The 24,577-nt window shown below is 69.6% G+C and carries 22 protein-coding genes; 17 read left to right on the forward strand and 5 right to left on the reverse strand.

All coding sequences use genetic code 11. The features are described from left to right. From P409_RS03665 to P409_RS03690, 6 genes are all read left to right on the forward strand, one after another. The coding region (locus tag P409_RS03665; RefSeq protein ID WP_202964539.1) for a YadA-like family protein at positions 1–2,930 on the forward strand (2,930 nt) is incomplete at its 5' end. Positions 2,931–2,964: 34 nt separating this feature from the next. After that, positions 2,965–3,516, forward strand: coding sequence for an invasion associated locus B family protein (locus P409_RS03670; protein ID WP_034831857.1), 552 nt, complete (start codon positions 2,965–2,967; stop codon positions 3,514–3,516). Between the two features lie 19 nt (positions 3,517–3,535). Continuing rightward, the gene (locus P409_RS36015) at positions 3,536–4,144 is read left to right on the forward strand and encodes a hypothetical protein (protein WP_052119994.1); all 609 of its coding nucleotides are present in this window, start codon (positions 3,536–3,538) and stop codon (positions 4,142–4,144) included. A 22-nt stretch (positions 4,145–4,166) separates the two neighbouring features. Beyond that, positions 4,167–5,009: an OmpA family protein gene (locus P409_RS36020; RefSeq protein WP_052119995.1), complete on the forward strand. Its 843-nt coding sequence runs from the start codon at positions 4,167–4,169 to the stop codon at positions 5,007–5,009. A 201-nt stretch (positions 5,010–5,210) separates the two neighbouring features. Beyond that, positions 5,211–6,008, forward strand: a complete 798-nt coding sequence (locus P409_RS03685) for a hypothetical protein (RefSeq protein ID WP_034831816.1) — start codon at positions 5,211–5,213, stop codon at positions 6,006–6,008. Positions 6,009–6,058: 50 nt separating this feature from the next. After that, positions 6,059–6,628 carry a hypothetical protein gene (locus P409_RS03690; RefSeq protein WP_034831818.1) on the forward strand — a complete coding sequence of 190 codons (570 nt, stop codon included), beginning with the start codon at positions 6,059–6,061 and terminating at the stop codon, positions 6,626–6,628. Here P409_RS03690 and mug read toward each other — a convergent pair. Both mug and P409_RS03700 read right to left on the reverse strand, forming a co-directional pair. Then, complete coding sequence (gene mug / locus P409_RS03695; RefSeq protein WP_052119996.1) at positions 6,612–7,190, reverse strand: G/U mismatch-specific DNA glycosylase; 579 nt, start codon at positions 7,188–7,190, stop codon at positions 6,612–6,614. The two genes, P409_RS03690 and mug, sit on opposite strands and share 17 nt — an antisense overlap. Before the next feature lie 20 nt (positions 7,191–7,210). Next, positions 7,211–8,011, reverse strand: a complete 801-nt coding sequence (locus P409_RS03700; protein WP_052119997.1) for an IclR family transcriptional regulator — start codon at positions 8,009–8,011, stop codon at positions 7,211–7,213. Between the two features lie 142 nt (positions 8,012–8,153). Between P409_RS03700 and P409_RS03705 the strand changes: the two genes are divergently transcribed. Genes P409_RS03705 through P409_RS03720 form a run of 4 tightly spaced genes read left to right on the forward strand, consistent with a single transcriptional unit; the run spans position 8,154 to position 12,331 of the window. Continuing rightward, positions 8,154–9,461: an MFS transporter gene (locus P409_RS03705; RefSeq protein WP_034831820.1), complete on the forward strand. Its 1,308-nt coding sequence runs from the start codon at positions 8,154–8,156 to the stop codon at positions 9,459–9,461. Between the two features lie 4 nt (positions 9,462–9,465). Then, entirely contained in the window at positions 9,466–10,236 is a 771-nt protein-coding gene (locus tag P409_RS03710; protein ID WP_034831822.1) for an SDR family NAD(P)-dependent oxidoreductase, read from the forward strand. A gap of 20 nt (positions 10,237–10,256) precedes the next feature. Beyond that, positions 10,257–11,153 carry a polysaccharide deacetylase family protein gene (locus P409_RS03715; RefSeq protein WP_034831825.1) on the forward strand — a complete coding sequence of 299 codons (897 nt, stop codon included), beginning with the start codon at positions 10,257–10,259 and terminating at the stop codon, positions 11,151–11,153. 11 nt (positions 11,154–11,164) lie between these two features. Then, positions 11,165–12,331 carry a M20 family metallopeptidase gene (locus P409_RS03720; protein WP_238578587.1) on the forward strand — a complete coding sequence of 389 codons (1,167 nt, stop codon included), beginning with the start codon at positions 11,165–11,167 and terminating at the stop codon, positions 12,329–12,331. A 19-nt stretch (positions 12,332–12,350) separates the two neighbouring features. On the opposite strand, the gene P409_RS03725 is transcribed toward P409_RS03720, so the two are convergent. The 3 genes from P409_RS03725 to P409_RS03735 all read right to left on the reverse strand — a co-directional run bounded on the left by P409_RS03725 (position 12,351) and on the right by P409_RS03735 (position 17,356). Continuing rightward, positions 12,351–12,926 (reverse strand): flavin reductase family protein, encoded by a 576-nt coding sequence (locus P409_RS03725; protein WP_034831829.1) that lies wholly within the window; start codon positions 12,924–12,926, stop codon positions 12,351–12,353. Between the two features lie 84 nt (positions 12,927–13,010). Then, on the reverse strand, positions 13,011–15,362 hold the full coding sequence (locus tag P409_RS03730) for a xanthine dehydrogenase family protein molybdopterin-binding subunit (RefSeq protein WP_034831833.1): 2,352 nt from the start codon (positions 15,360–15,362) through the stop codon (positions 13,011–13,013). A 305-nt stretch (positions 15,363–15,667) separates the two neighbouring features. Next, the gene (locus tag P409_RS03735; RefSeq protein ID WP_034831836.1) at positions 15,668–17,356 is read right to left on the reverse strand and encodes an autotransporter outer membrane beta-barrel domain-containing protein; all 1,689 of its coding nucleotides are present in this window, start codon (positions 17,354–17,356) and stop codon (positions 15,668–15,670) included. 506 nt (positions 17,357–17,862) lie between these two features. Between P409_RS03735 and P409_RS03740 the strand changes: the two genes are divergently transcribed. The 7 genes from P409_RS03740 to P409_RS03770 form a co-directional block, all read left to right on the forward strand. Beyond that, positions 17,863–18,879, forward strand: coding sequence for a LacI family DNA-binding transcriptional regulator (locus tag P409_RS03740; RefSeq protein ID WP_034831839.1), 1,017 nt, complete (start codon positions 17,863–17,865; stop codon positions 18,877–18,879). Between the two features lie 64 nt (positions 18,880–18,943). Continuing rightward, on the forward strand, positions 18,944–19,879 hold the full coding sequence (locus P409_RS03745; RefSeq protein WP_034831842.1) for an ABC transporter substrate-binding protein: 936 nt from the start codon (positions 18,944–18,946) through the stop codon (positions 19,877–19,879). A gap of 170 nt (positions 19,880–20,049) precedes the next feature. Then, entirely contained in the window at positions 20,050–20,841 is a 792-nt protein-coding gene (locus tag P409_RS03750) for an ATP-binding cassette domain-containing protein (protein ID WP_202964540.1), read from the forward strand. Positions 20,842–20,861: 20 nt separating this feature from the next. Continuing rightward, positions 20,862–21,857, forward strand: coding sequence for an ABC transporter permease (locus P409_RS03755; protein ID WP_052119998.1), 996 nt, complete (start codon positions 20,862–20,864; stop codon positions 21,855–21,857). A gap of 7 nt (positions 21,858–21,864) precedes the next feature. Further along, a complete protein-coding gene (locus P409_RS03760; protein WP_034831849.1) occupies positions 21,865–22,959 on the forward strand; it encodes a phosphotriesterase family protein in 1,095 nt (364 codons plus the stop codon). A 3-nt stretch (positions 22,960–22,962) separates the two neighbouring features. Continuing rightward, positions 22,963–23,727, forward strand: coding sequence for a glutamine amidotransferase (locus tag P409_RS03765; protein WP_034831851.1), 765 nt, complete (start codon positions 22,963–22,965; stop codon positions 23,725–23,727). 224 nt (positions 23,728–23,951) lie between these two features. Further along, a partial coding sequence (locus tag P409_RS03770; RefSeq protein WP_034831854.1) for a PfkB family carbohydrate kinase occupies positions 23,952–24,577 on the forward strand: 626 nt, incomplete at its 3' end.

Below are 24,577 nucleotides of genomic sequence, written 5' to 3' on the forward strand. Positions count from 1 at the left end.
CGGACCATCACCAACGTGGCGGCCGGGTCGGCATCGCGATCGACTCCACCGACGCGGTGAACGGCTCGCAGCTCTTCGCCTCGAACCAGGCGATCGAGACCGTCGCGAACGAGGTCACCAACATCAACAACGGCAGGGGCATCAAGTACTTCCGCGCCAACTCGACCGAGCCCGACTCGCAGGCGCTGGGGACGGACTCCGTCGCCATCGGTCCGAACGCGGTAGCCAACAACGCGGGTGACGTCGCTCTCGGCCTCGGCTCCACGACGGAGGCGGCGGTCGGCACCAGCGGGGCGACCATCGGCGGCAAGGCCTACACCTTCGCCGGCGCCAACCCGACCTCGACGGTCAGCGTCGGTGCGGCGGGCGCGGAGCGGACCATCACCAATGTCGCGGCCGGGCGGCTTTCGGACACCTCGACCGATGCGGTGAACGGCTCGCAGCTCTTCGCCACCAACCAGCAGGTCACCGTCAACACGGGTGCGATCACCAATCTGGGCGACACGATCAACAACATCGCCGGCGATACATCCAAGAGCTACACCGACGCCAACGGCCGTGGCATCCGGTATGTGCGCACCAATGACAGGACGCTGCCGGTCACCGACTCCTCGGCTCAGGGGATCGGCTCCACCGCCGTCGGCTACCAGGCGACCGCGGTTGCCGACAGTTCACTGGCTCTCGGCCGTGACAGCCAGGCCACGGTCCTGGGTGGCGTGGCGCTTGGTTCCGGATCGGTCGCCGATCGCGCACTGGCTCCGGCGACGGGGCAGATCAGTGCCGGTCCGGCCATCATCGAGTACAACACGACGGACAAGACCCTTCTCGGCGCGGTATCCGTCGGCACGGACAAGTCCTACCGGCAGATCACGAATGTCGCGGACGGCACCGAGGCCCAGGATGCCGTGACGATCCGGCAGCTTCAGGGCGCGATAGCCTCCGTCGCTGTGACCTCGACCAAATACTTCCACGCCAACTCCACTGCAGGAGATTCGCTCGCGGTCGGCGATCAGTCGGTTGCCGTCGGTCCCACGACGGTCGTCAACGGTGACAACGGCATCGGCGTCGGCAATGGCGCGATCGTCGACCAGACGGCGCCGGGCGGCACGGCGATCGGCCAGAACGCCCATGTCATGCTGGCCGATGGCCTGGCGCTCGGCACGAACTCGCTGGCCGCCGGTATCCAGTCCATCGCCATCGGCGCAGGCGCCCAGAGCACCTTCGCCAACAGCATCGCGCTTGGCGGCAATTCAAGGACCACCGTCGGCGCTCAGACGAACTACACGGCCTTTGGCCTTGCAGGACCGCAGACTTCGGTCGGCGAGGTCTCGATCGGGGCCGGCGGAGCCGAGCGCAAATTGACGAATGTCGCCGCCGGTTCGGCGGACACCGACGCCGTCAACGTCTCGCAGCTCAAGGGCGTGACGACGAACATCACGAACCTGTTCGGCGGAACAACCGTCATTAATCCGGACGGCTCGATCACCGGCCCGACCTACAACATCCAGGGCGGCAGCTACACCACCGTCTACGATGCCTTCAACGCCGTGAACACCAGCCTGACCAACATCAACAACGGCGGCGGCATCAAGTACTTCCACGCCAACTCGAAGCTCGCGGACAGCCAGGCGATCGGCGCCAATTCGGTGGCGATCGGGCCGACGAGCAAGGCGAATGGCGACGACAGCTTCGCCGCCGGCAACGGGGCGAGCACGGCGTCGGGAGCGACCGGGGCGGTTGCGCTCGGCAGTTCTTCTTCCGCCGGGGCCTCCGGTTCGACGGCGGTGGGCCAGTCCTCCACTGCCAGCGCGTCCGGCGCCACGGCGCTGGGCCAGGGCGCGACGGCGAGCCATGCCGGCGATGTGGCCTTGGGCTCGGGCTCGAAGACGCAGGCCGCGGTTGGAACCTCGAGCGCCTCGTTCAACAACTTCACGCTCGATGGCTTTGCCGGGGCCAACCCGACCAGCACGGTGAGCGTGGGCGATGTCGGCGCCGAGCGCACCATCACCAACGTGGCGGCGGGGCGGATCACGAAGGACTCCACCGACGCGATCAACGGCTCGCAGCTCTACTCGCTGGCGAGCCAGGTCGACAGCTCGATCATCGGGGGCGCCGGCATCAAGTACTTCCACACCAACTCGACCCTGGCGGACTCCGTTGCAAGTGGTACGAACAGCACCGCGATCGGCCCGGCCTCGACCGCCAGCGCCAGCAATGCGATCTCGATGGGCAACGGCTCCAGCGCTTCGGCCAACAACGCTATCGCGATCGGTGCCGGGGCGAAGGCGACCAGCGCCAACTCCCTGGCCCTGGGCGCCGGCTCGACCACCATGGCCAACCTTTCCGACGCGGCCTACGCGCCGGTGGTGGGCATGAAGACCGCCGGGGTGGCGACGGGCGAGGTCTCGTTCGGCTCCTCCGGGTCGGAACGGCGCCTCACCAACGTCGCCGCGGGCTCGGCCGCGACCGACGCGGTGAATGTCAGCCAGCTGTCGGCGCTGGCGAACATCTCGGTGAAGTACGACACCGACAGCGCGGGCAACCTCACCAACCGGATCACCCTGGGAGGCGGGAACCCGAATGCGCCGGTCACGATCGGAAATGTCGCGCCGGGCGTGAACGGCACCGATGCGGTGAACCTCAACCAGCTGAACGACGCCTTCGACTCCCTGAACGGGAAGATCAAGCAGGCGCGGCGTGAGGCCTGGCAGGGGGCGGCGATCGGCATCGCGGCGGCGTCGCTGCGCTACGACGACCGCCCGGGCAAGCTCAGCGCCTCGGTCGGCGGCGGCATGTGGCACGACCAGGGCGCCCTGGCCCTCGGCCTCGGCTACACCGCCGAGAGCGGCTGGGTCCGGGTGAACGCCTCGGCCATCCAGAGCGGCGGTGATTGGGGTGCCGGTATCGGCGTCTCCTTCACCCTCAACTGAGGATGGGCGGCCGATGAGGCTGGCGGCTGGATGCATGGTGGCGGCGCTGGTGCTGTCGGCGATGGCCGGGGATGCTCTCGCGGTGGGGTGGGTGCAGCTGCCATCCACCTACACCGTGAAGTCCTCGGAGGTCGCTATCCCCGACGGGGAGCAGCTCGGCCAGTACCGGCGGGTCATCCAGCCGTTCGAGAACTGGACCCTGATCTGTGACGAGAGCCTGAAGTCGAAGCGACGGATTTGCAACCTGACGCAGTCCATCGTCAATCAGCAGGGGGCGCCCGTCTTCAACTGGTCCTTCGTGGCCACGGCGGACGGCAAGCCCCTGGTGGTTATGCGGGTGCCCGCGGCGGTGGGCGAGGGGGCGGAGATCGGCTTGGCGCTGGGTGACGGCCGGGACCGGATCGTCGCCCGGACCGACCGCTGCGATGCAACCGTCTGCGTCGCGACCATCGCCATCGGCCAGATGCTGCGGCGGCACATCCAAGCCGGGACCGACTGCACAGTGACCTACGGGCTCCCGGACGAGGAGGTCTCGTTCCAGGCACCGCTCGAAGGATTGTTCGCCGCTCTCTCGGCGATGAAGTAGCAACGCAAAGGATCAATCGATGAACAAAGCCCTGCTCCTCGTGCCTCTCCTGGGCGCCGTCGTGCTTGGCGGCGTGTTCGGCGCGGATGTGATCGGTCAGGCGGCCGAGAAGAAGACCCAAGCCCCCGCGGCCGCTGCCCCGGCGGCACCCGCGGAGGCGGCCAAGCAAGATCCGGCGCCCGCGCAGCAGGCCGTCGCCTCGATCTTCGAAGACCATGCGCGCGAGGGCAAGATCGGCGCCTGCAAGAATGTCTTCACCACGTTGGGCCGCGGCGTCGTCGCCGACGAGACCTATACGGCGAAGACCCAATGGAACACCAAGGCCGCCGATGCCCATGCCGTCGCGTCGCTGGTGGCACTGGACGGCACCGCGGAAAGCCAGGGCCAGCGGGGCGCCGGCGTCGTGTTCGCGGCGCCGGTCGGGCGGTCCTGCGAGGGCACGCTGGTGCGGGTGACGCCGGTCAAGGCCCCCTGCCAGGCCGTCTCGGCTGAGCTCGTGAACCAGAAGGGCCAGGCCGGCTCGCTGGGCGACTTGCCCACCGTCGCCATGCCCAACGGAGCGCAGGTCGTGCTGGTGCCGCTCGACCAGTCCTGTGTCGCCATGACCAGCCTCAGCATCGGCGGCTGAGGATTCTTGCGGGAGACCGACCATGCTGCGATCCGTCCTCCTCGCGTTCGCCGCGGCGGCCTGCCTCGCCTCCGCGGCCGGTGCGGCCGATCCGACGCCGCCGCCGGCCGTGGTCGGGACGGTCGATACCATCCCAGACCGCAGCTACCTGGTGTTCTTCGACTTCGACAGCTCGCATCTGACTCCGGAAGCCCGGCAGGTGGTGGCCTCGGCCGCGGCTGACGCCCTCCAGGGCAAGACCACCCGCATCGACGTCACCGGTCACACCGACCGTTCGGGCTCGGTCCAGTACAACCAGGCCCTCTCGGTCCGGCGTGGCGAGACGATCCGTCGCGAACTGGTTGCCGACGGCGTTGCCGACAGCCTGATCGCGGTCAAGGGCGTCGGCGAGTCCGATCCGCTGGTCTCGACCGCCGACGGCGTCCGCGAGCCGCAGAACCGTCGCGTCGAGATCGTCCTGTCACCGGCAGGGGCAGCGGCGGCCGGGCAGGGCCTCGGGCCGGGGATCTGGGGCGCCATCGCCTATTCGGTGCGCGACGAGAAGCGCGGCTTCTTCTGGGGCGCCGACAAGCCGGAGGAGGCGCAGGAGATCGCGCTGCGGCACTGCGTGCACCGGGGCGGGCAGGATTGCAGGGTCGTCACCCTCTTCCGCAACTACCGTCATTGGTGGGACGACGACGACAAGTCCGGCTTCCCCTACGAGCATTGCGGGGCCCTGGTCGTCGGCGAGCCGGGGGCGAACGGCCAGCCCGCCCCCTGGGGCGCTGCCTCCGCGCGGACCCGGCGGGAGGCGGAGGAGAAGGCTTCGGCAACCTGTGGCGGCGACGCCAAGGCCTGCTCTGTCCAGGAATGGGTCTGCACCTGACCCGGGCATGGTCTGCGGATACGGAAACCGAGACTCCGGCGCCCACACGGATCTCGGTGCTCGGGGGCCATGATCCGCACTGTGGCCAGACGGATCATGGTCCCCGAGGGTCAGCTCGACTGATAGGCCCGACGAGACCGTGGCGACACCGGACAGGACCGGATCGTCGAATTCCTTTCAAGCTGGAAGCCAGATACCGAGATGCTCCCTGTCGAAGCGCTGCGGTCGATGAACGTGCTCTGGGCCACGCCCTGCTACATCTCGGCCGTGTCGATGAATTATGTGACGAGCATGTTCCTGCTCACCCATGAGGCGATCCGCCTGGGACTGCCATCGTCGCTGCACATGCGGGCGGAAAGCCTGGTCACCCGGGCGCGGAACGAAATCGTCAAGTTCTTCCTGATGCATGAGGAATACACGCATCTGTTCTGGATCGACTCGGATATCGAGTTCCAGCCGCAGGCCGCGATCCGCCTGCTGCTCGCGGACCACGACGTGGCGGCCGGGATCTACCCGATCAAGCGCTTCAACTGGCCGCAGCAGGGCGTGCCCGCCGGCACCACGAAGGAGGCGTTCGAGGCGCTCTACACCGACTATCCGTTCAATCCGGTGGGCCTCGGATCCGAACCGCTGTCGAAATTCACCACCGAGGACGGCTTCGTCGAGGTCGCCGAGGCGCCGACCGGGTTCATGACCATCAAGCGCCACGTGTTCAGCCGGATGATGGAGCGCTATCCGGAGCTCAACTATGTCCCCGACGGTCCGCCGGACAATCCCGAGGCGCCGTTCTACTGGCTGTTCTTCGACTGCATGATCGACCCGGACAGCCGGCGCTACCTGTCGGAGGACTACGCCTTCTGCCGCCGGTGGCGGGACATCGGGGGCAAGGTCCATGCCGATCTGAATTCCGATCTCGGGCATCTCGGCCAGCATATGTACCGGGGAAATTTCGCCGGAAGCGGCATCATCTCGTCGTTGAACGCGGCCGGCCGGGATTGACGGCCGGGTCGGCCTTCTCGACGCCATCGAACCAGCCGGCGGGGGAGGCCATGGAGCAGGGCAGGATGTCTGGCGGCGCAAGGATCGTTCCGCTCGCGAGGCCATCGGAGTCGGCGGGCATGGGGGCCTGTCGCAGCCCGGGACGCGGGCCGCTCCGGGCCGCGGGGATTTCACCGCTGGTCGTCCGTCGCCGGGATGGCGCGCCAGGATCCGAGGGACGATGTGACGGGGAGCGGGACAGCCGAGCCATCGACCCGGCCTATGTCCAGTACCGGCCGGACGGCAGCCGGATCGAATTCTGGTACCAGGACAACCGCTTGAACCGCATCGACGGCCCGGCCGTCATCGAGAGGGCGGCCAGCGGCCGCATCCTGAGCCAGGAATGGTGGATCGACGGGAGGAACATAACCGATCTGGCGGAGGCGTATCTTCGCGAGACGGGCGCGCGATATCCCCTCGACCCCGGCCACCAGAGCATTCTTCTCTGCCGGCAGCTCCTCGGCGGCGAGAGGGCGGCGATGCTCGCCGATTGCCTCGGCTGGCGATCGATCCTCACCGCCTTGTGCTATGTCGGGCCGTTCTGGGTGCTGCTCGGGCTGTCCATCACCCTGTTCGACTAGCCGCCTTGGAAGCACTGCCGCCGCCCTGTGCCGTTCGGGCCATCCATCGCGCCAGGGGGGATGAGCACGCCTCCCTGAGGGCCGTGTAGGCCCCGACCAGATCGGCCAGACTGAAGCTTCGGTTCAGCCCGCTCGGATTCGGCAGGATCCAGGCGGCGGCACCGCCGAACCGCACGGGATGCAGGCCCCAGTCGACCCGGGTGCCAATGATCGCTTCATAGGCCGCCTTTCCCAGGAAGGCGATCGTCTCGGGCCGGAAATGCTCGATCTTGGCGCGCAGCCCCTCGCCCGAGCCGCGGAGTTCGCGATCATCCAGCTCGCCGGCGCTGCGCGTCGCCCGCGGGACGGCGGCGGTGATGCCGCAGCCGAAGTCGAGCAGGCGGCGGTCGTCCCGCGCCGCGATCCGCACCGGGGTGAAGCCGGCCAGGTGCAGGACGGGCCAGAAGCGGTTGGATGGCGACCCGAAATTGTGGCCGGACGCCGCCGCCTGGGGGCTGGGGTTGATGCCGCAGAACACGACCGGCAGGCCCGGCGCGAGGATGTCGAAGGGGGACAGCTCCATCGGCGGCTATCGCGGCGCCGTCAGGGCCGGCGGGGCGCCGCTCCGCCCGTCGCGGTGACCATCCGCGAGCGGCTGAGGGACTGCGCCGTCTCCATGGCGAAGGGGGCGAAGCGCGTGGCGAAGTCCTGCGGCGCCCATTCCGCGACCGACCCGGCGATGTGGATGGCGGCCACCGGCACGCCCGCGGCATCGGTCACCGCGACCCCGAGGGTCAGCTCGCCCGGCACCGTCTCCTCCACCGCCAGACCGTAGCCCTGCGCCCGGGCCTCCGCCACCTTGGCGCGGATCGCGGCCGGGTCGATGATGGTGTTCGGCGTCAGCGGCGACCGGTCGGAGCGGGCGATGATGTCGTCCGCCCGGTCGTCGGGCAGGGCGGCCAGGATGGCGCGGCCGCCGGCGGAGGAGAACACCGGCACCCGGCGGCCGATCAGCGTGCCGTAGAAATACTCCCGCTTGCTCTGCTGCCGGATGGCGTAGATCAGCGTCAGGTCGTCATGCAGGCTCAGATTGACCCGTTCGCCGCAGGCGCGGCGCAGCTCGATCAGCGCCGGCGTCGCCGCCTCGATCAGCGGGTTCGAGCGCAGATAGAAATAGCCGAGCGTCAGCACCCGCTTGCCCAGCTTGAAGCGGCGGGTCCGCTCGTTCTTCTCCAGATAGCCGGCCTGCCAGAGGGAATGGGCGAAGCGCTGCGCCGCGCTCTTGTCCAGCCCGGTCAGGCCGGCGATCTCGATCAGCCCGAGCTCCTCGGTCGAATGGCCGAAGGCCTCCAGCACGCGGAAGGCCTTTTCCACCGAGGCCACGGTCAGGGAATCGCCGGACAAAACAGCTCCTGTCCCATTGACGGGCGCACGGAAATCGCTTTACGATTTATAGTATCACAATCCGATACGGGCGCACAACAAACAGCGCTAGCAGACGGTCGCCGCGGCAATGTTCGGCGGCGGCCGGGACAGGAGGCAGCACATGTCCGGATACGCGGAGGGCAGGGCGGGGGCCAGCTCGGGCCGGCCCGCCATGAAAGGGCGCCAAGCCGTGGGCGCCGCCGTCATCGGCAACATCCTCGAATGGTACGATTTCGCCATCTACGGCTATCTGGCGACACTGATCGCCAAGGCGTTCTTCCCCTCGGCCGACGAGGTCGGGGCGCTGCTCTCCACCTTCGCGGCCTTCGGTGTCGGCTTCGTCGCCCGCCCGGTCGGCGGCATCGTCATCGGCCGCATCGGCGACACCCGGGGCCGCAAGGCGGCGCTGGTGCTGACCATCTTCATGATGGCGGTCGGCACCGTCGGCATCGGCCTGATCCCAGACCACGCGACGATCGGCGTGCTGGCCCCGGTGCTGCTGGTGGTCTGCCGCCTGCTGCAGGGCTTCTCGGCCGGCGGCGAATGGGGCGGGTCGACCGCCTTCATTGTCGAATGGGCGCCGCCAGGCCGGCGCGGCTTCTTCGGCAGCTTCCAGCAGGCCAGCGTGGCGCTGGGGCTGCTGCTGGGGTCCGGCGTCGCCGCCTTGTTCAGCACCGTGCTGACCGCCGACCAGATGGCGGGCTGGGGCTGGCGCATCCCGTTCCTGATCGGCGCCATCCTGGTGCCGGTCGGCATCTATATGCGCCGCAACATCGACGAGACGCCGGCCTATCGCGCGGCCCAGGCGGAGGTGAAGAAGACGGCCCCGGCCGCCCCGGCGGAGTCGCCGCTGATGCTGGCCGGCCGGGCCTTCGGCTTCACCATCATCTGGACCGTCGCCTATTACGTGATGCTGAGCTATATGCCGACCTTCACCCAGAAGTTCGGCGGCCTCAGCGCCACGGCGGCGCTGTGGTCGAACACGATCGGCCTCTTGGTCCTGGTGGTCGCGGTGCCGGCGATGGGCCACCTGTCCGACAGGATCGGCCGCAAGCCGCTGCTGCTGGCCTGCTGCGCCGCCTTCATCGTGCTCAGCTATCCGCTGTTCTCGGTCATGGCCTCCGGCGCCGGCTTCCTGACCGTGGTTGCGATCCAGGTGGTGTTCGGCCTGATGATCGCGCTGTTCTCCGGCGCCGGCCCGGCCGCGATCGCCGAGATCTTCCCGACCCATTCGCGCTCGACCTGGATGTCCACCGGCTACAGCCTGGCGACCGCGATCTTCGGCGGCTTCGCCCCCTATATCGCCACCTGGCTGATCAGCACCACCGGGTCGCCGGTGGCGCCGACCTATTACCTGATTGCCGCCGCCATCATCTCCGCCGTCGTCATCGCCGGGCTGCGCGAGACGGCGCGCGACCGGCTGGGCTGAAGCCATGCACATCACCTTCCCCGGCAAGCGCATCCTGGTGGCCGGTGCCGCCCGTGGCATCGGCCGCGCCATCGCCGAGGCCTTCGCTCAGCGCGGCGCGCAGGTCTTCGCCAGTGACCTCCTCGCGGACGAGGTCGCGCGCTTCGCCGGCCCGGTCGCCGGCGGCGGCGCGATCCAGGCCCTGGCGGCGGACGTCACCGACCCAGAATCGGTCACGGCCATGGTGGCCCAGGCCGGTGGTGAGGGCGGCGCGATCGACGGGCTGATCTATGTCGCCGGCGGCGTGCGCGGCCAGTCCCCGCACCCGGTCGAGGAGGTGGAGCCGGAGGACTGGCGGGCGATCGTCGATGCCAACCTGACCGGCGCCTTCCTCTGCGCCCGGGCCGTGGCTCCGCTGATGAAGCAAGCGGGGCAGGGGCGGATCGTCATCATCTCCAGCCGCTCGGGCCTCGCCACCAGCCTGACCGGGATCCAAAGCTACGCCGCCGCCAAGCACGGCCAGCTGGGCCTGATGAAGCAGCTGGCGGCCGAGCTGGGGCCTCACGGTGTCACCGTCAACGCCGTGGCCCCAGGCTTCATGCCGACCAGCCCGGATTATGAGCGGCAATGGGCCGGATATGGCGAGGCCGGCCAGAAGGCGCTGGTCGAGCGCGTGGCGATGCGCCGCCTCGGCCGGCCCGAGGATATCGCCCATGCTGTGCTGTTCCTCGCCTCCGACTACGCGTCCTGGATCACCGGACAGGTGCTGCCGGTGACCGGCGGTCCCGTCGCCTGACCCCTGAAGGAGTGCCTCCCATGACCGAACCCGCCCTCGAACCCTGGCAGTGGCCCGACGCGCATTGGCAGCGCCTGATCAACCAGGTCCGCGCCGGGCGCGCGCTGCGGCCGGCCGCTTGGCCCGGCGGGGCGCGCTGCGCCGTCGCCCTGTCCTTCGACAGCGACCATGAGACCAACGAGCTGCGCGACGGCGGCAAGTCGATCGGCCGCATGGCCTGGGGCCAGTATGGCAACCGCGTCGGCGTGCCGCGCATCGCCGCGCTGCTGGACCGCCACGGCGTCAAGGCCACCTTCTACGTCCCGGCGGTGGCCGCCCTGACCCACCCGGACGAGCAGCGGGCGCTGGTCGCGGCCGGGCACGAGATCGGCATCCATGGCTGGATCCACGAGCTCAACTCCGTCCTGCCCTATGAGGCCGAGCGGGACCTGATGATGCGGGCGGCGGAGACGCTGGAGAAGATCACCGGCGTCCGGCCGGTGGGGCTGCGCACCCCGTCCTGGGACTTCAGCCCGAACACGCTGCGCATCGAGGCCGAGATGGGGCTGCTCTACGACAGCTCGCTGATGGCCGACGAGGATTGCTACGAGCTGGTGCTGGAAGGCCAGCCGACCGGCATCGTCGAGTTGCCGGTGGAGTGGGTGCGCGACGACGCCGTCTACTTCATGATGCACCGGTTCCAGAGCCTGCGGCCCTACACGCCGCCGGCCGACGTGTTCGACATCTTCCGGCGCGAATTCGACGCGGCCTATGAGGAGGGCGGCGTCTTCCAGCTGACCTGCCACCCGCACATCATCGGCTACCGGTCGCGCATCTGGATCATCGACGAGCTGATCCGCCATGCGAAGTCGAAGCCGGGCGTGTGGTTCGGCACCCATGCCGAGGTCGCGGCCTGGGCCCGCGACAACGCCGCCTGACGGAGCCGCCGATGACCGACATGACCCGGGGGCCGGCCGCGGCCCTGGCCTGGCTGGCCGGCCAGAAGGACGCGATGCTGGCGCTGCTCGAGGAGCTGGTGAACATCGATTCCGGCTCCTACGACAAGGCCGGCGTCGACGCGGCGGGCGAGCGCCTGCAGCGCTTCTTCGCCGAGCACGGCATCGCCACCGCGACCGTGCCGCAGGAGCGGCATGGCGACGTCATCCGCGCGACCGTGCCGGCCGCCGGCGGCGGCAACAAGCCGATCGTGCTGATGGGCCATCGCGACACCGTGTTCCCGAAAGGTGAGGCGGGGCGCCGCCCGTTCCATATCGCCGACGGCCGGGCCTATGGCCCCGGCGTCTGCGACATGAAGGCGGGGCTGGTGATGAACGCCTTCGTTCTCGCCGCCTATGCGAGGTTCGGCGGCGCGCCGGCCCCGCTGATCGGCCTCGTCACCAGCGACGAGGAGATCGGGTCGCCCTCCTGCCGCCCGGTGATCGAGGCGACGGCGCGGGAGGCGCGCGCCGTGTTCAACAGCGAGCCCGGCCGGCCCAGCGGCAATGTCGTGACCGGCCGCAAGGGCGGCGTGTTCCTGCACATGGAGGTGCTGGGCAAGGCCGCGCACTCCGGCGGCAATTTCCAGGACGGCATCAGCGCCATCGCCGAGCTGGCGCACAAGATCGTCGCCCTGCAGGCGATCACCGATCTCGGCCGCGGCGTGACGCTGAATGTCGGGCTGGTTTCGGGCGGCCAGTCGGTCAACACGGTGGCGCCCAAGGCCGAGGCGCAGATCGACCTGCGCTATGTCGAGCCGGCCGACCGCGACCGCGCGGTGGCGGAGATCGAGCGCATCGCCGCGACGGCGACCGTGCCCGGCACCACCGCGCGGGTCGAGATCCGGGGCGAGTTCAAGCCGCTGGTACAGGACGAGGCCTCGGCCGCGCTGTTCGACACCTATGTCGGCGCCGCGCGGGATGCGGGCCTGGCGGTGGCGGGCGAGTTCTCCGGCGGCTGCGCCGATTCCGGCTTCACCGCCAGCGTCGGCTGCCCGACCATCTGCGCGGTCGGCCCGGTCGGCGGCAAGGCCCATTCGCCGGAGGAGTACATGGAGGTCGACAGCTTGGTGCCGCGGGCCCAGAGCCTGTTCCTGGCGATCGGCCGGCTGGCCGGCTGACGCCGCCCCGCCTCGGCCGTCAGGCCCCGGCGTCCAGCGCGTCGCCGATGGCGTAGAAATGGCCGCCCGAGACATGGTGCAGGCTGCGCCACTCCGGCCCCGCCGTCTCGAAATGCCAGCGGCCGTCGCGGAAGACGCGGGTGTCGGCCCAGGCGCCGACCACCTCGCCGATGAACAGGTCGTAAGCCTGCTGGATGTGCGGCTCGGGAATCAGCCGGCAGGCCATCCAGGCCGCGCATCCCGCGACGAAGGGCAGGTCGTGGCCGGCGATCCGGAACAGCTCGGCGCCGGCCTGCTGCAGCTTGTCCGGATCGTCGGCCAGGCTGCGCGTGCCGACGATCCTGGTCAGCTCCAGCTGCGCGGCCGTCGGGACCTGGACGGCGAAGGTGCCGCCGGCCTCGATCAGCGCCCGCGTCCGGACCATCTTGTCCAGCACCACGGTCAGCTTGGGCGGCGAGAAATCGAGCCCGCAGGCCCAGGCCGCGGCCATGACGTTGTCGACGCCGCCGGCGCGGGCGGAGACGAGCACGGTGGGACCGTGATTGATCAGCCGATATGCCTTGGCGAGATCGACGGGGGCGATGTGGGGATCCATGGTGCCGCTTCGCTGTGATGCGCCGACCCTACACCACGCGCGGCGGGATCCGCAGGGGGGCGATGGCAGGGCTGACAGGCGCGTTTACGCCTGCCGCGCCGCGATCGCCTGCCACACCGCCAGCGGCGTCGCCGGCATGTCGATGTGGCGGATGCCCAGGCCCGACAGCGCGTCGACCAGGGCGTTCATCACCGCGGGCAGCGACCCGGCGCAGCCGGCCTCGCCGCAGCCCTTGGCGCCCAGCGGGTTGGTCGCGGTCGGCTGCGGCCGGCTCTCGAAGGTGAAAACCGGCGGGGCGTCGGCGGCCCGCGGCATCTGGTAGTCGACGAAGGAGCCGGTGGTCAGCTGCCCCTCCGGGTCGTAGACCGTGCGCTCCATCAGCGCCTGGCCGACGCCCTGCATCACGCCGCCATGCAACTGGCCCTCGACCAGCAGCGGGTTCACCACCGTGCCGAAATCGTTGACCATGACATAGCGCACCACCGTGGTGGTGCCGGTCTCCGGGTCGATCTCGACCTCGGCGACATGGCAGCCATTGGGGTAGGCGGACGGCGCCTGCTTGAAGATGTGGTCGACATCCAGCGAGCCCGGCACGTCGGGCGGCAGCTGCATCCCGGCGCGCAGCCTTCCGGCCAGCTCCATCAGCCCGATGCCCTGGTCGGTGCCGGCCACGCTGAAGCGGCCGTCGCGGAATTCGATGTCGAAGGCCCCGGCCTCCAGCAGATGGCCGGCGATCTGCCGGCCCTTCTCGATCACCAGGTCGCCCGCCTCCAGGATCGCGGCGCCGCTGGCCATGATCGATTTCGACCCGCCGGTGCCGCCGCCGGCGATCAGCCGGTCGCTGTCCCCCTGCACCAGGCGGACGCGGTTGAGCGGGATGCCCAGCTTCGCATGCAGCACCTGGGCGAAGGGCGTCCAGTGGCCCTGGCCGTAATCGAGCGTGCCGGTGACGATGGTGACCGTGCCGTCCGGCTCGAAGTGGATGCCGCCCATCTCGCTGCTCGGCGGCGCCGTGACCTCGAGATAGCAGCCGATGCCCAGGCCGCGCAGCTTTCCGCGGGCGGCGCTCTCCTCTCGCCGGGCCGGGAAACCGGCCCAGTCCGCCGCCTCGACCGCCCGGGCCAGCAGGCCGGGGAAGTCGCCGCTGTCATAGGCGGTGCCGGCCGGGGTCTGCCACGGCAGCTCGCCCGGCGCGACCATGTTGCGGCGGCGCAGTTCGATCCGGTCGACGCCCAGCTCGGCGGCCGCCGTGTCGATCAGCCGCTCCATGTAGTAGTTGCCCTCCGGCCGCCCGGCGCCGCGATAGGCGCCGATCGGCACGGTGTTGGTGACGGCGCAGAGCGTGTTCACCTCGACCAGCGGCGTGCGGTACATGCCGATCGAGTTCTTGGCGATATTCAGCGTCGTCATCATCGGGCCGACCTGCGACAGGTAGGCGCCGAGATTGCCGTATCCCGTGAAACGGGTGGCCAGGAAGCGGCCCTCGGCATCCAGCGCCAGCTCGGCCACCACCTCCATGTCGCGGCCGTGATGGTCGGAGACGAAGCTGTCGGAGCGGTGGTCGGTCCACTTCACCGGCCGGCCGAGGTCGCGGGCGCCGTGCAGCAGGCAGACATATTCCGGAAACACCGCGCCCTTCATGCCGAAGGATCCGCCGACATTGCCGGTGATCAGGCGGATCTGCTCAGTCGGGATGCCCATCACGGCGGCGAGGTTGTTGCGCTTGCCGAACACGCCCTGGCTGGGGGCGTAGAGGGTGAAGCGGCCGGTTTCGACGTCGAAGGCGGCCACCGCCGCCCGCGGCTCCATGGCGTTGACGACGACGCGGTTGTTCAGGATCTCCAGCCGGGTCACATGGGCGGCGTGGGCGAAGGCGTCGGCCACCTTCTCGGCGTCGCCGAAATGATAATCCAGGATCAGGTTGCCCGGCGCCTCGTCATAGAGCGCCGGCGCCCCGGGCGCGATCGCGTCCGGCACGCGCGTCACCGCCGGCAGCGGGTCGATGTCCAGCTCCACCGCCTCGGCCGCGTCGCGGGCTTGGTCCGCGGTCTCGGCGATCACCACCGCCACCGGGTCGCCGACGAAGCGCACCTTGTCCGCCGCCAAAGCGTGGCGCGGCGGCGTCGCCATCGGCGTGCCGTCGCGGTGCTGGAACGCGATCACGCATTTCAGCAGCCCGTAATCCGCCAGGTCGGCCGCTGTGTAGACCGCCAGCACGCCCGGCATCACCCGCGCCGCGTCGGTGCCGATGCCGCGGATCACGCCATGGGCGTGGGGGCTGCGCACGAAGGCGGCATAGGCCTGGCCGGACAGGCTGACATCGTCGGTGTAGCGGCCCTCGCCCCGCAGCAGGGTCGGGTCCTCCATCCGGGTCACCGGCTGGCCGACGCCGAATTTGAGGGCGGCGGAATCCTCGGCCTTGAAGACGTCGTTCATCGGCGGAGTCTCGATCGCTGCGGGTGGAACCTCGGCGTCGCGCGCGCTGGCGGGACGTCTGTCGAGATTCGGGACAGGGAGACTCCAGACTACGAGCAAGGCCCGGGATGAGAGAAGCCGTTTCGGCAACTCTCCCCCGGAATCATCGCAGGCCTCAGAGACCGTCTGGAAATTCGCTCCGGCGAGTCAGAGTCAGTTGGCGTGGTTTTCGAGAACCGGAGCGCAGCGGACATGAGGTCCGTGAGCACCGGAAGCGCAGAAAACCGCATCAGATGGCCGCCAGAGTAGAATTTCCAAACGGTCTCTCAGAAGCTGACGCGCAGCCCGCCGGTGGCCGCCTGGCTGCGATAGCCGTCGGCGAAGCTGCCGTCATAGCGCAGGAACAGGGTCGCCGCCTGCGCCGCGAGGCTGATGCCGACGCCGACCTTGGCCAGGTCGCGCGGCGCCTCGGCGCCCTCGATGCTGAACTCGGCGTCCGAGCCTTCGAAGCGTCCGTCGAAGCTGCGCTCCGTATCCGCCAGGTCGTGGCTCCAGGCCGCCCGCAGCGACAGGCCGAGCGGGGCGTCCAGGCCGATGTCCAGGCGATGGGCCAGCTCGGCGCCCAGCATGCCCTGGGCCGAGGTCACGGTCCGGCCGCCGATGCGCAGGTCGACGGCGCCTGCCCCGCTCTCGGTGATCTCGTCCTGGCTGACGACGATGGCCTGGATCCCTGCGAAGGGTGTCAGGTCGGTGCTGCCGCCCAGCGCCAGGCGGTACCCGGTCTCGACGCCGGACAGGAACAGGTTCGAGTCGGTGTCGGCGGCGGCGAAGCGGTCGATGCCCGGGAAGGCGATCGCGCGGCTCACCGTGCCCCAGCCATGGGCGTAGCCCAGCGCGCCGTCGACATACCAGGCGGTCGGCGCGTAGCTGGCGTACAGGCCGACGGAGACAGTGCTGAGGTCGCCGTCGCCCGACAGCTTGCGGGTGTTGAAGCTGCTGCTGGAGAAGGCCAGCGCCCCGCCGACGGCCAGGCCATTGTCCAGGCGATGGTTGAAGCCGACGGCGACGCCGAGCACGTCGAAGTCCAGGTCGTGCCGGTCGCCGTCGCCCGACTGGCGGCCGACGTTGCCCAGCCCGGCGATCCAGGCGTTCGGCCGGCCGGACTCGCCTCCGCCCGTGGCCGCGGGGCCGCCGGCCATCACCGCGCCGCCGGTCCGGGACTGGCTGACCTGCTGCCGCAGCACGCCCAGGAAGGCGCGGGCGCCTTCGATCTCGACCGAGGGCAGGTCGGCATAGACCTCGCCGCTCAGCTGCTGCAGGGCCGATTGCAGCGGGTCCGAGTCGCCGTAATTCAGCAGGTCCAGGCTGTTGTAGACATGGTCCATGTCGCCAAACAGCGCCGGTGGTGTGGCCTGGTCCAGCGCCCGGCCGATGGCGCCGGCATTGCCGCCGCCGGCCCGCGGCGCATAGGCCAGGGCCTTGTCGCCGATCAACTGCCGGTTGGTGTAGGCGTCCGACGGCAGGAATTGTGGGTTGGCGCAGTTCGGGTCGTTCGACGTGCCGATCAGCGAGGATTGCGCCGTGCCGCCGCTGCCCCACGGGCCGCCCACCGGGATCGATGGCGGGTTGGCCGGGAAGTTGCCCAGGATCGGCGCGCCGGTGCCGGTCAGGATGCAGGTCCCCGCCGGCACGCGGACGATGGTCAGGGAATCGGGCAGATAGGGCAGGGCCAGCTTGTCCTTGATCTCCGCCGCCGTCAGGCCGCGCACGACGTCGGAGCCGGCGATGAAGCCGCCGACCGGCCGGGTGGTGCCTTCGGTGTAGACGCGAATGTACTGCGTGTCGGCCGTGGTCCGCACCACCGCCGCCGCCGCCGAGTTGGCGAAGGATTCGGTCGGCGCGGTGCTGAAGATGTAGGCGTTGGCGTCGGCCCCGGTCCGGACGAAGGGGACGGAGGTGCCATCCCGGCGATAGACCAGGCCGGACACCACGTCGCCCGGGGGCAGCGGCAGCATCTGCCCCAGGGCCGGGGCGGCGCCTCCGATCGCCAGCAGAACGGAAAGAACAGCGGCGGCATGCCGTCCGGCCTGCCATGCCCACGTCTGCGAAAGGGGAATGCTGGCCAAATGAAGCCTCCCGAGAGATATGCCGGTCGGCCCGGTCTCCCGGACTGTCAGGTTGTGGGAGGGGGCGGGCCAAATGCCTGACGAATGTTCCGTCTTGTTAGTTGATTTCTTTCACCGATGTACAGAAGAAAGTGCAGTATTTTCTTGCATTCATCTGATATAAATTAGGTAAAATTGATGATTTAATCGAGAATAAGCCGCCGGATCCGGCTTCCGATAGCTGAAGATTTCTGTCTCGCTGGCGGATAGCTGTTCTCTCAAGGGAATTTCTGTGCGGGCTGGCCGCCAGATGTGAGGCGGCTCACCCTGCATCGCCTCGGTTGTTCACATTTCGCGGCTAGAAACCGGTTTACTAAACCGGTTTCCGAGACTACGGTGCGGTCAAGGAGGCAGGGATGGCGACCATTCGCGACGTCGCGCGGGAGGCGGGGGTTTCACCGGCCACGGTCTCGCGCTACCTGAACGGCAATATCGAGCTGCCGGCGGAGACAGCCGGGCGCATCGATGCCGCGTCGAAGCGGCTGGACTATCGCCCGAACCTGCTGGCCAAGCGCCTCAGCCTCGGCAGTTCCGAGACCATCGGCCTGGTCACGCCCGAGATCGCCAACCCGTTCTTCGCCGCCCTGGCCGCGGCGGCGGAGGACGAGGCGCGGCGCGCCGGCTTCTCGATCCTGCTCAGCAGCACCGGCGGCGACCTGGAGATGGAGGCGGCGAGCATCGACCGGCTGGCGGCTCGCCATGTCGACGGGCTGCTGGTGCTGACCAACCGGGTCGATGACGGCCGCCTGCGGGACCTGATCGACGGTCGCACCGACGTGGTGGTGCTGGATGAGGACGTGCCCGGCGCCAACGTCACCCGGATCTTCGTCGAGAACGAGGCCGGCGCCCATGATGCCACCCGCCACCTGATCGCCGCCGGCCATCGCCGCATCGCCCATATCGGCGGGCCGGAACAGCTGCTGAGCAGCCGCGAGCGCTTCGCCGGCTTCGCCCGGGCGATGGCCGAAGCCGGGCTGGCGGTCGAGGACGGGCTGGTCCGGTTCGGCGCCTATGAGCGGGAGTTCGGGCGCGACGCCACCCGGGCGATCCTGGCCGGCAGCCGGCCGACGGCCGTGTTCACCGGCAGCGACTACATCGCTGTCGGCGTGCTGCAGGAACTGGCGGCACGCGGCCTGTCGGTGCCGGGCGACCTGTCGCTTGCCAGCTTCGACGACATGCCCTTCGCGGACCTTCTCAGCCCGCCGATCACCACCGTGCGCCAGCCGATCGAGGCGCTGGGGCGGATCGGCATCCGGACGCTGCTGGCCCAGATCCGGGGCGAAGAGACGCCGCAGATCCAGCGCCTGCCCACCGAACTGGTGATCCGCACATCGGTCGGACCGCCGGCGGGCAGGGCCAAGGCGGCAGGCTGATCGCGACGCCTGCCGCCGTCAGGGACGAAACGCGACAACGACACAGAATGCAGAGGAGAGCTTCATGATCCGACTGAACGCATGGGTGTCCGCCGCGGCGCTGGCCGGGGCGGCGATGCTGGCCGGCACCGCCCAGGCCGAGACGATCGCCCTGGTGACGATCAACCAGCAGGCCCTGTTCTTCAACCAGATCAACGAGGGTGCGCAGAAGGCGGCCGACGCCGCCGGCGCCAAGCTGGTGATCTTCAACGCCAACAACGTGCCCAGCGCCCAGAACGACGCGATCGAGAATTACATCACCCAGAAGGTCGACGGCATCGTGCTGGTGGCGATCGACGTCAACGGCGTGAAGCCGGCGATCACCGCGGCCAAGCAGGCCGGCATCCCGGTGATCGCGGTCGACGCGCAGATCCCGGACGGCGACAACGCCGCCTTCGTCGGCGTCGACAACCTCAAGGCCGGCGAGGAGATCGGCAAGCACACCGCCGACTACGTCAAGGCGCAGATGGGCGGCAGCGCCAAGCTCGGCGTCATCGGCGCGCTCAACTCCTTCATCCAGAACCAGCGGCTGGACGGGTTCAAGACGGCGCTCGCCGCCTCGGGGGTGAAGGTCGACATCGTCGACACGGTCGACGGCCAGAACGTCCAGGACGTGGCGCTGACGGCGTCGGAGAACCTGATGACCGCCAACCCCGCCATGACCGCGCTCTATGCCACCGGCGAGCCGGCGCTGATCGGCGCGGTCTCCGCCGTCACCAGCCAGGGCCGCACCGGCGACATCAAGGTGTTCGGCTGGGACCTGACCGCCCAGGCGATCGCCGGCATCGACGCCGGCTGGGTCGCCGCCGTGGTGCAGCAGGACCCGGCGACCGAGGGCAAGGTCGCGGTCGAGAGCCTGCTGAAGCTGAAGAAGGGCGAGAACGTGCCGGCGATCATCAACGTGCCGGTCACCATCGTCACCAAGGCGAACGTCGACCAGTTCCGCGGCATGTTCAAATAATCCCAGGGCGGCTTACCCCCTCACCCGAAACCGCTGCGCGGTTTCGACCTCTCCCCGAGGGAGAGGTAAACTTTCCCTCTCCTCGGGGAGAGGGAGGGGCCTGGCGCCAAAGGCGACGGGAGGGTGAGGGGAGAGCCACCCTCGACGCGACCAGAGTGATGGAGGGACCGTTGGACGAACCCGTCCGCGTCCGCATGAGCGGCATCTGCAAGCGCTACGGCGCGATCCAGACGCTCACCGATGTCGACCTGACCCTGCGCCGCGGCGAGGTGCTGGGGCTGGTCGGCGACAACGGCGCCGGCAAGTCGACGCTGAGCAAGGTGCTGTCCGGTGCCGTGGTCCCGGATGCCGGCACGATCGAGATCGACGGCGCCGCGGTGCGGTTCGAGAGCCCGGCCGACGCCCGCCGGCATCATGTCGAGATGGTCTACCAGGACCTGTCGCTGTGCGACACGGTCGACGTCGCCGGCAACCTGTTCCTGGGGCGCGAGCCGCGGCGTGGCGCCCTCGGCCTGTCCTTCCTCGACAAGGGGCGGATGCATGCCGAGGCGCGGCGAATGCTGGACGGGCTCGGCATCCGCATCCCCAACACCTGGCTGAAGGTCGAGAACCTGTCGGGCGGGCAGCGCCAGAGCATCGCCATCGGCCGCGCCGCCTCCTTCGACCCCAAGGTGCTGATCATGGACGAGCCGACGGCGGCGCTGGCCGTCGCCGAGGTCGAGGCGGTGCTGGAGCTGATCCGCACCGTCAGCTCCCGCGGCGTCAGCGTCATCCTGATCACCCACCGGCTGCAGGATCTGTTCCTGGTCTGCGACCGGATCCAGGTGATGTACGAAGGCCGCAATATCGCCGAGCGCAATATCGCGGATACCAACATCGAGGAGGTCGTCGACCTGATCGTCGGCCGCAAGTTCACCGCCCGCTCGGCCCGCATGGCCCCGGGCGCGGAGGCGCGGACATGAGCGCGGCAGGGAGCACTGCGATGACCGAGCAGCGGGACGACGCGAAGGCCGACCGGCCGCCGGGGCTGCGCCACCAGGTGATGGCCAATGGCGGCGTCGCCAGCATCTTCATCTTCTTCTTGGCGGTCTGCATCCTGTTCGGCCTGGTCACGGACGCCTTCCTGACCGAGGCCAACATCCTCAACATCCTGCGGCAGAGCGCGCCGCTCTTGATTGTCGCCACGGCGATGACCTTCGTCATCACCACCGGCGGCATCGACCTGTCGGTCGGCTCGATGCTCGGCCTGGTCGGCGCCCTGTCGGCAGTGGCTCTGCAGGCCGGCGTGCCCTGGCCGCTGGCGCTGGTGGGGTTGGTGCTGCTGGGCGCGGCGATCGGAGCGCTGCAGGGCTTCTTCATCGCCTATGAGGGCATCCCGGCCTTCATCGTCACCCTGGCCGGGCTCGGCATCATCCGCGGCGTTGCGCTGCTGATCACCCAGGGCTATTCCATCCCGGTCGATCCCGGCAGCGGCTTCGTCGAGATCGGCCGCGGCTGGGTCGTCGGGCTGCCGATGCCGGCGCTGATCGCGGTCGCGGTGCTGGCGCTGGGAATCGTGATCTTCACCCAGACCCGGTTCGGCCGCTACGTCACCGGCATCGGCGCCAATGCCGAGGCGGTGCGCCGCGCCGGGGTGAACATCCGGCGGGTGACGCTGCTGGTCTATGTCCTGTCCGGCGCCGCCGCGGCGCTGGCCGCCGTCGTCATCGCGGCGCGGCTGGGCAGCGGGTCGGCCAATGCCGGGGCGGGGTTCGAGCTCGAGGTCATCGCCGCGGTGGTGCTGGGCGGCACCAGCCTGTTCGGCGGCCGCGGCACCATGATCGGCACCGTGCTGGGTGCCCTGACCGTGGCGGTGATCGGCAACGGCCTTATCCTGGCGCATATGTCGCCGTTCCTGACCCCGATCATCACCGGCGTGATCATCCTGATCGCGATCTGGCTCAACTTCCGGATCTTCCGGACCACGACCCGCCGCTGAGGCCATCATGACGACGACAGACAGCACCATCGGCGTGCGCTCCGGCCAGGTCATGACCGTGCTGGGGCCGATCCCGGTCGAGGCGATGGGCGTGACCCTGATGCATGAGCACATCCTGCTCGACACCTCCAGCTGGTGGCGGCGGCCCTGCTGCGCCAGCCACATCGCCCTGGCCGAGAAGCCGATCGACATCACCATGATCGGCGAGCTGCGGATGAACCCGTTCCTGAACCGGGACAACTGCTTCCTGCTCGACACCGACCTGGCGGTGGAGGAGCTGGGCAAGTTCACCGAGCTGGGCGGCGCCACCGTGGTCGACCCGACCTGCTTCGGCATCGGCCGCGACCCGGAGGCGCTGCAGCGCATCGCCCGCCGCACCGGGCTGAACATCGTCATGGGCTCCGGCTACTATCTCGGCCAGTCGCACCCGGAGGAGGTGCGCGACATGGACGCCGACACGATCGCCGAGCGCATCGTGCGCGATGTCGGCGGGGCGCCGCCGCCGGAGGATGACGACGCGCCGGTGATCCCGGCCGGGCTGATCGGCGAGATCGGAATCAGCAAGAATTTCACGGCGGAGGAGGAGAAGTCGCTGCGCGGCGCCGCCCGCGCTTCGCGCCGCACCGGCGTGCCGCTGTCGATCCACCTGCCCGGGTGGGAGCGGCTGGCCCACCGCGTGCTGGACGTGGTCGAGGAGGAGGGGGCGGATCTGCGGCACACCGTGCTGTGCCACATGAACCCCAGCCACAACGACCTGCCGTACCAGAGGGCGCTGGCCGACCGCGGCGCCTTCCTCGAATACGACATGATCGGCATGGACTACTACTACGCCGACCAGAAGGCGCAGTCGCCGAGCGACGAGGAGAATGCCCGGGCGATCGTCAGCCTGATCGAGTCCGGCCATGCCGACCGGCTGCTGCTGTCGCAGGACGTGTTCCTGAAGATGATGCTGACCCGCTACGGCGGCTTCGGCTACGGCTATATCCTGAAGCATTTCGTGCCCAGGCTGCGCCGCCACGGCGTCGATCGCGCGACGATCGACAGCCTCCTGATCGACAATCCGCGGCGCGTCTTCTCCGCCGCCCACAACACCAAGGCCTGACAGATGGCGAAGCACAAGATCCTGCTGGCGGGCGAATCCTGGGTCTCGACCGCGACCCACATCAAGGGGTTCGACCAGTTCCCGACCGTGACCTACCACCAGGGTGCCGAGCCGCTGCTGGAGGCGCTGAAGGACTCGCCCTTCGCCATCGACTACATGCCGGCGCATCTGGCGCAGCGCGACTTCCCGCAGTCGCTGGAGGGTCTCGCGGCCTATGATGCGGTGATCCTGTCCGACATCGGCGCCAACACGCTGCTGCTGCACCCGGACACCTGGGTGCACAGCCAGCGCACGCCGAACCGGCTGAAGCTGCTGCGCGACTATGTCCGCGGCGGCGGCGGCCTGCTGATGTTCGGCGGCTATTACAGCTTCCAGGGCATCAATGGCGGCGCCCGCTTCCACAAGACCGCGGTGGAGGAGGTGCTGCCGGTGGAGATCCTGCCGGTCGACGACCGGGTCGAGGTGCCGGAGGGCTTCGACCCGAAGCTTGTGGCCGACCACCCGATCCTGGCCGGCCTGCCGGGGCCGTGGCCGGCGCTGCTCGGCTTCAACGAGGTGAAGCCGAAGCCCGGCGCCCAGGTGCTGGCCACGGTCGGCGCCGAATACGGCGACCTGCCGCTGCTGGTGGTCGGGGAGTATGGCCAGGGTCGCACTTTGGCCTGGACCTCCGACATCGGCCCGCACTGGCTGCCGCCGGACTTCGCCGCCTGGCCCGGCTATGGCCGCCTGTGGTCCCAGGCCCTGGCCTGGACGATCCGGAAGGGGTGAGGTGCTTGTGTTTACGCCAGCACAACCGAGTCCCCCCTCCCCTCGCGGGAGGGGGTAGGGGAGGGGGTTGTCGATCGAAGACATCCGGCGTGGCTGGCGGGCACCATCACCGTCAAGGCCGGCTCGACCCGGGCCGGTTCGGGCTGAGGAAACCCCCTCCCCCTAACCCCCTCCCGCGAGGGGAGGGGGGGACAATACGATGTCGGCCCCACTCGGTGGCTGTCATGACCGTCCATGTCGTCGGCAATGCCTGTCTCGACACCCTCTACCGGCTGCAGCGCTTCCCGGAGCCGGGGGAGACGATCGTGGCCGACGGCATGGCGGAGGATCTGGGCGGCAAGGGGCTGAACCAGGCGGTCGCGGCGGCGCGCGCCGGCGCGCTGGTCCGGCTATTCGCTGCCATCGGCCGCGACGGGCCGGGCGGGCTCGTCGCGGAACGGCTGGCGGCCGAGGGGATCGACCCGGCCGGGCTGGTCCGGCTCGACGGGCCGACCGACCGGTCGATGATCCAGGTCGACGCCGCCGGCGAGAACACCATCATCAGCATCACCGCCTGCGCCGACCGCTTCGGCCCGCCGCAGGGCACCGGCCTGGACGCGGCGCTCAAGACCGGCGACCTGCTGCTGATGCAGGGCAATCTGCGGATCGCGGCGGTGCGGGACTGCTTCACCCTGGCCCGCAGTCGCGGCGCCGGCACCATCCTGAACCCGTCGCCGATCCGCGACTCCTACGCCTCCGTGCTGCCGCTGACCGACCTGCTGGTGGTCAATCGCGGCGAGGCCTGCCGGCTGGGCGGCGATGCCGACCCGCACCGGGCGGCGCAGACCCTGCTGCACCGTGGCGTGCCGAT

The sequence above is a fragment of the Inquilinus limosus MP06 genome, assembly GCF_000767795.1.
Taxonomy (GTDB): domain Bacteria; phylum Pseudomonadota; class Alphaproteobacteria; order DSM-16000; family Inquilinaceae; genus Inquilinus; species Inquilinus limosus_E.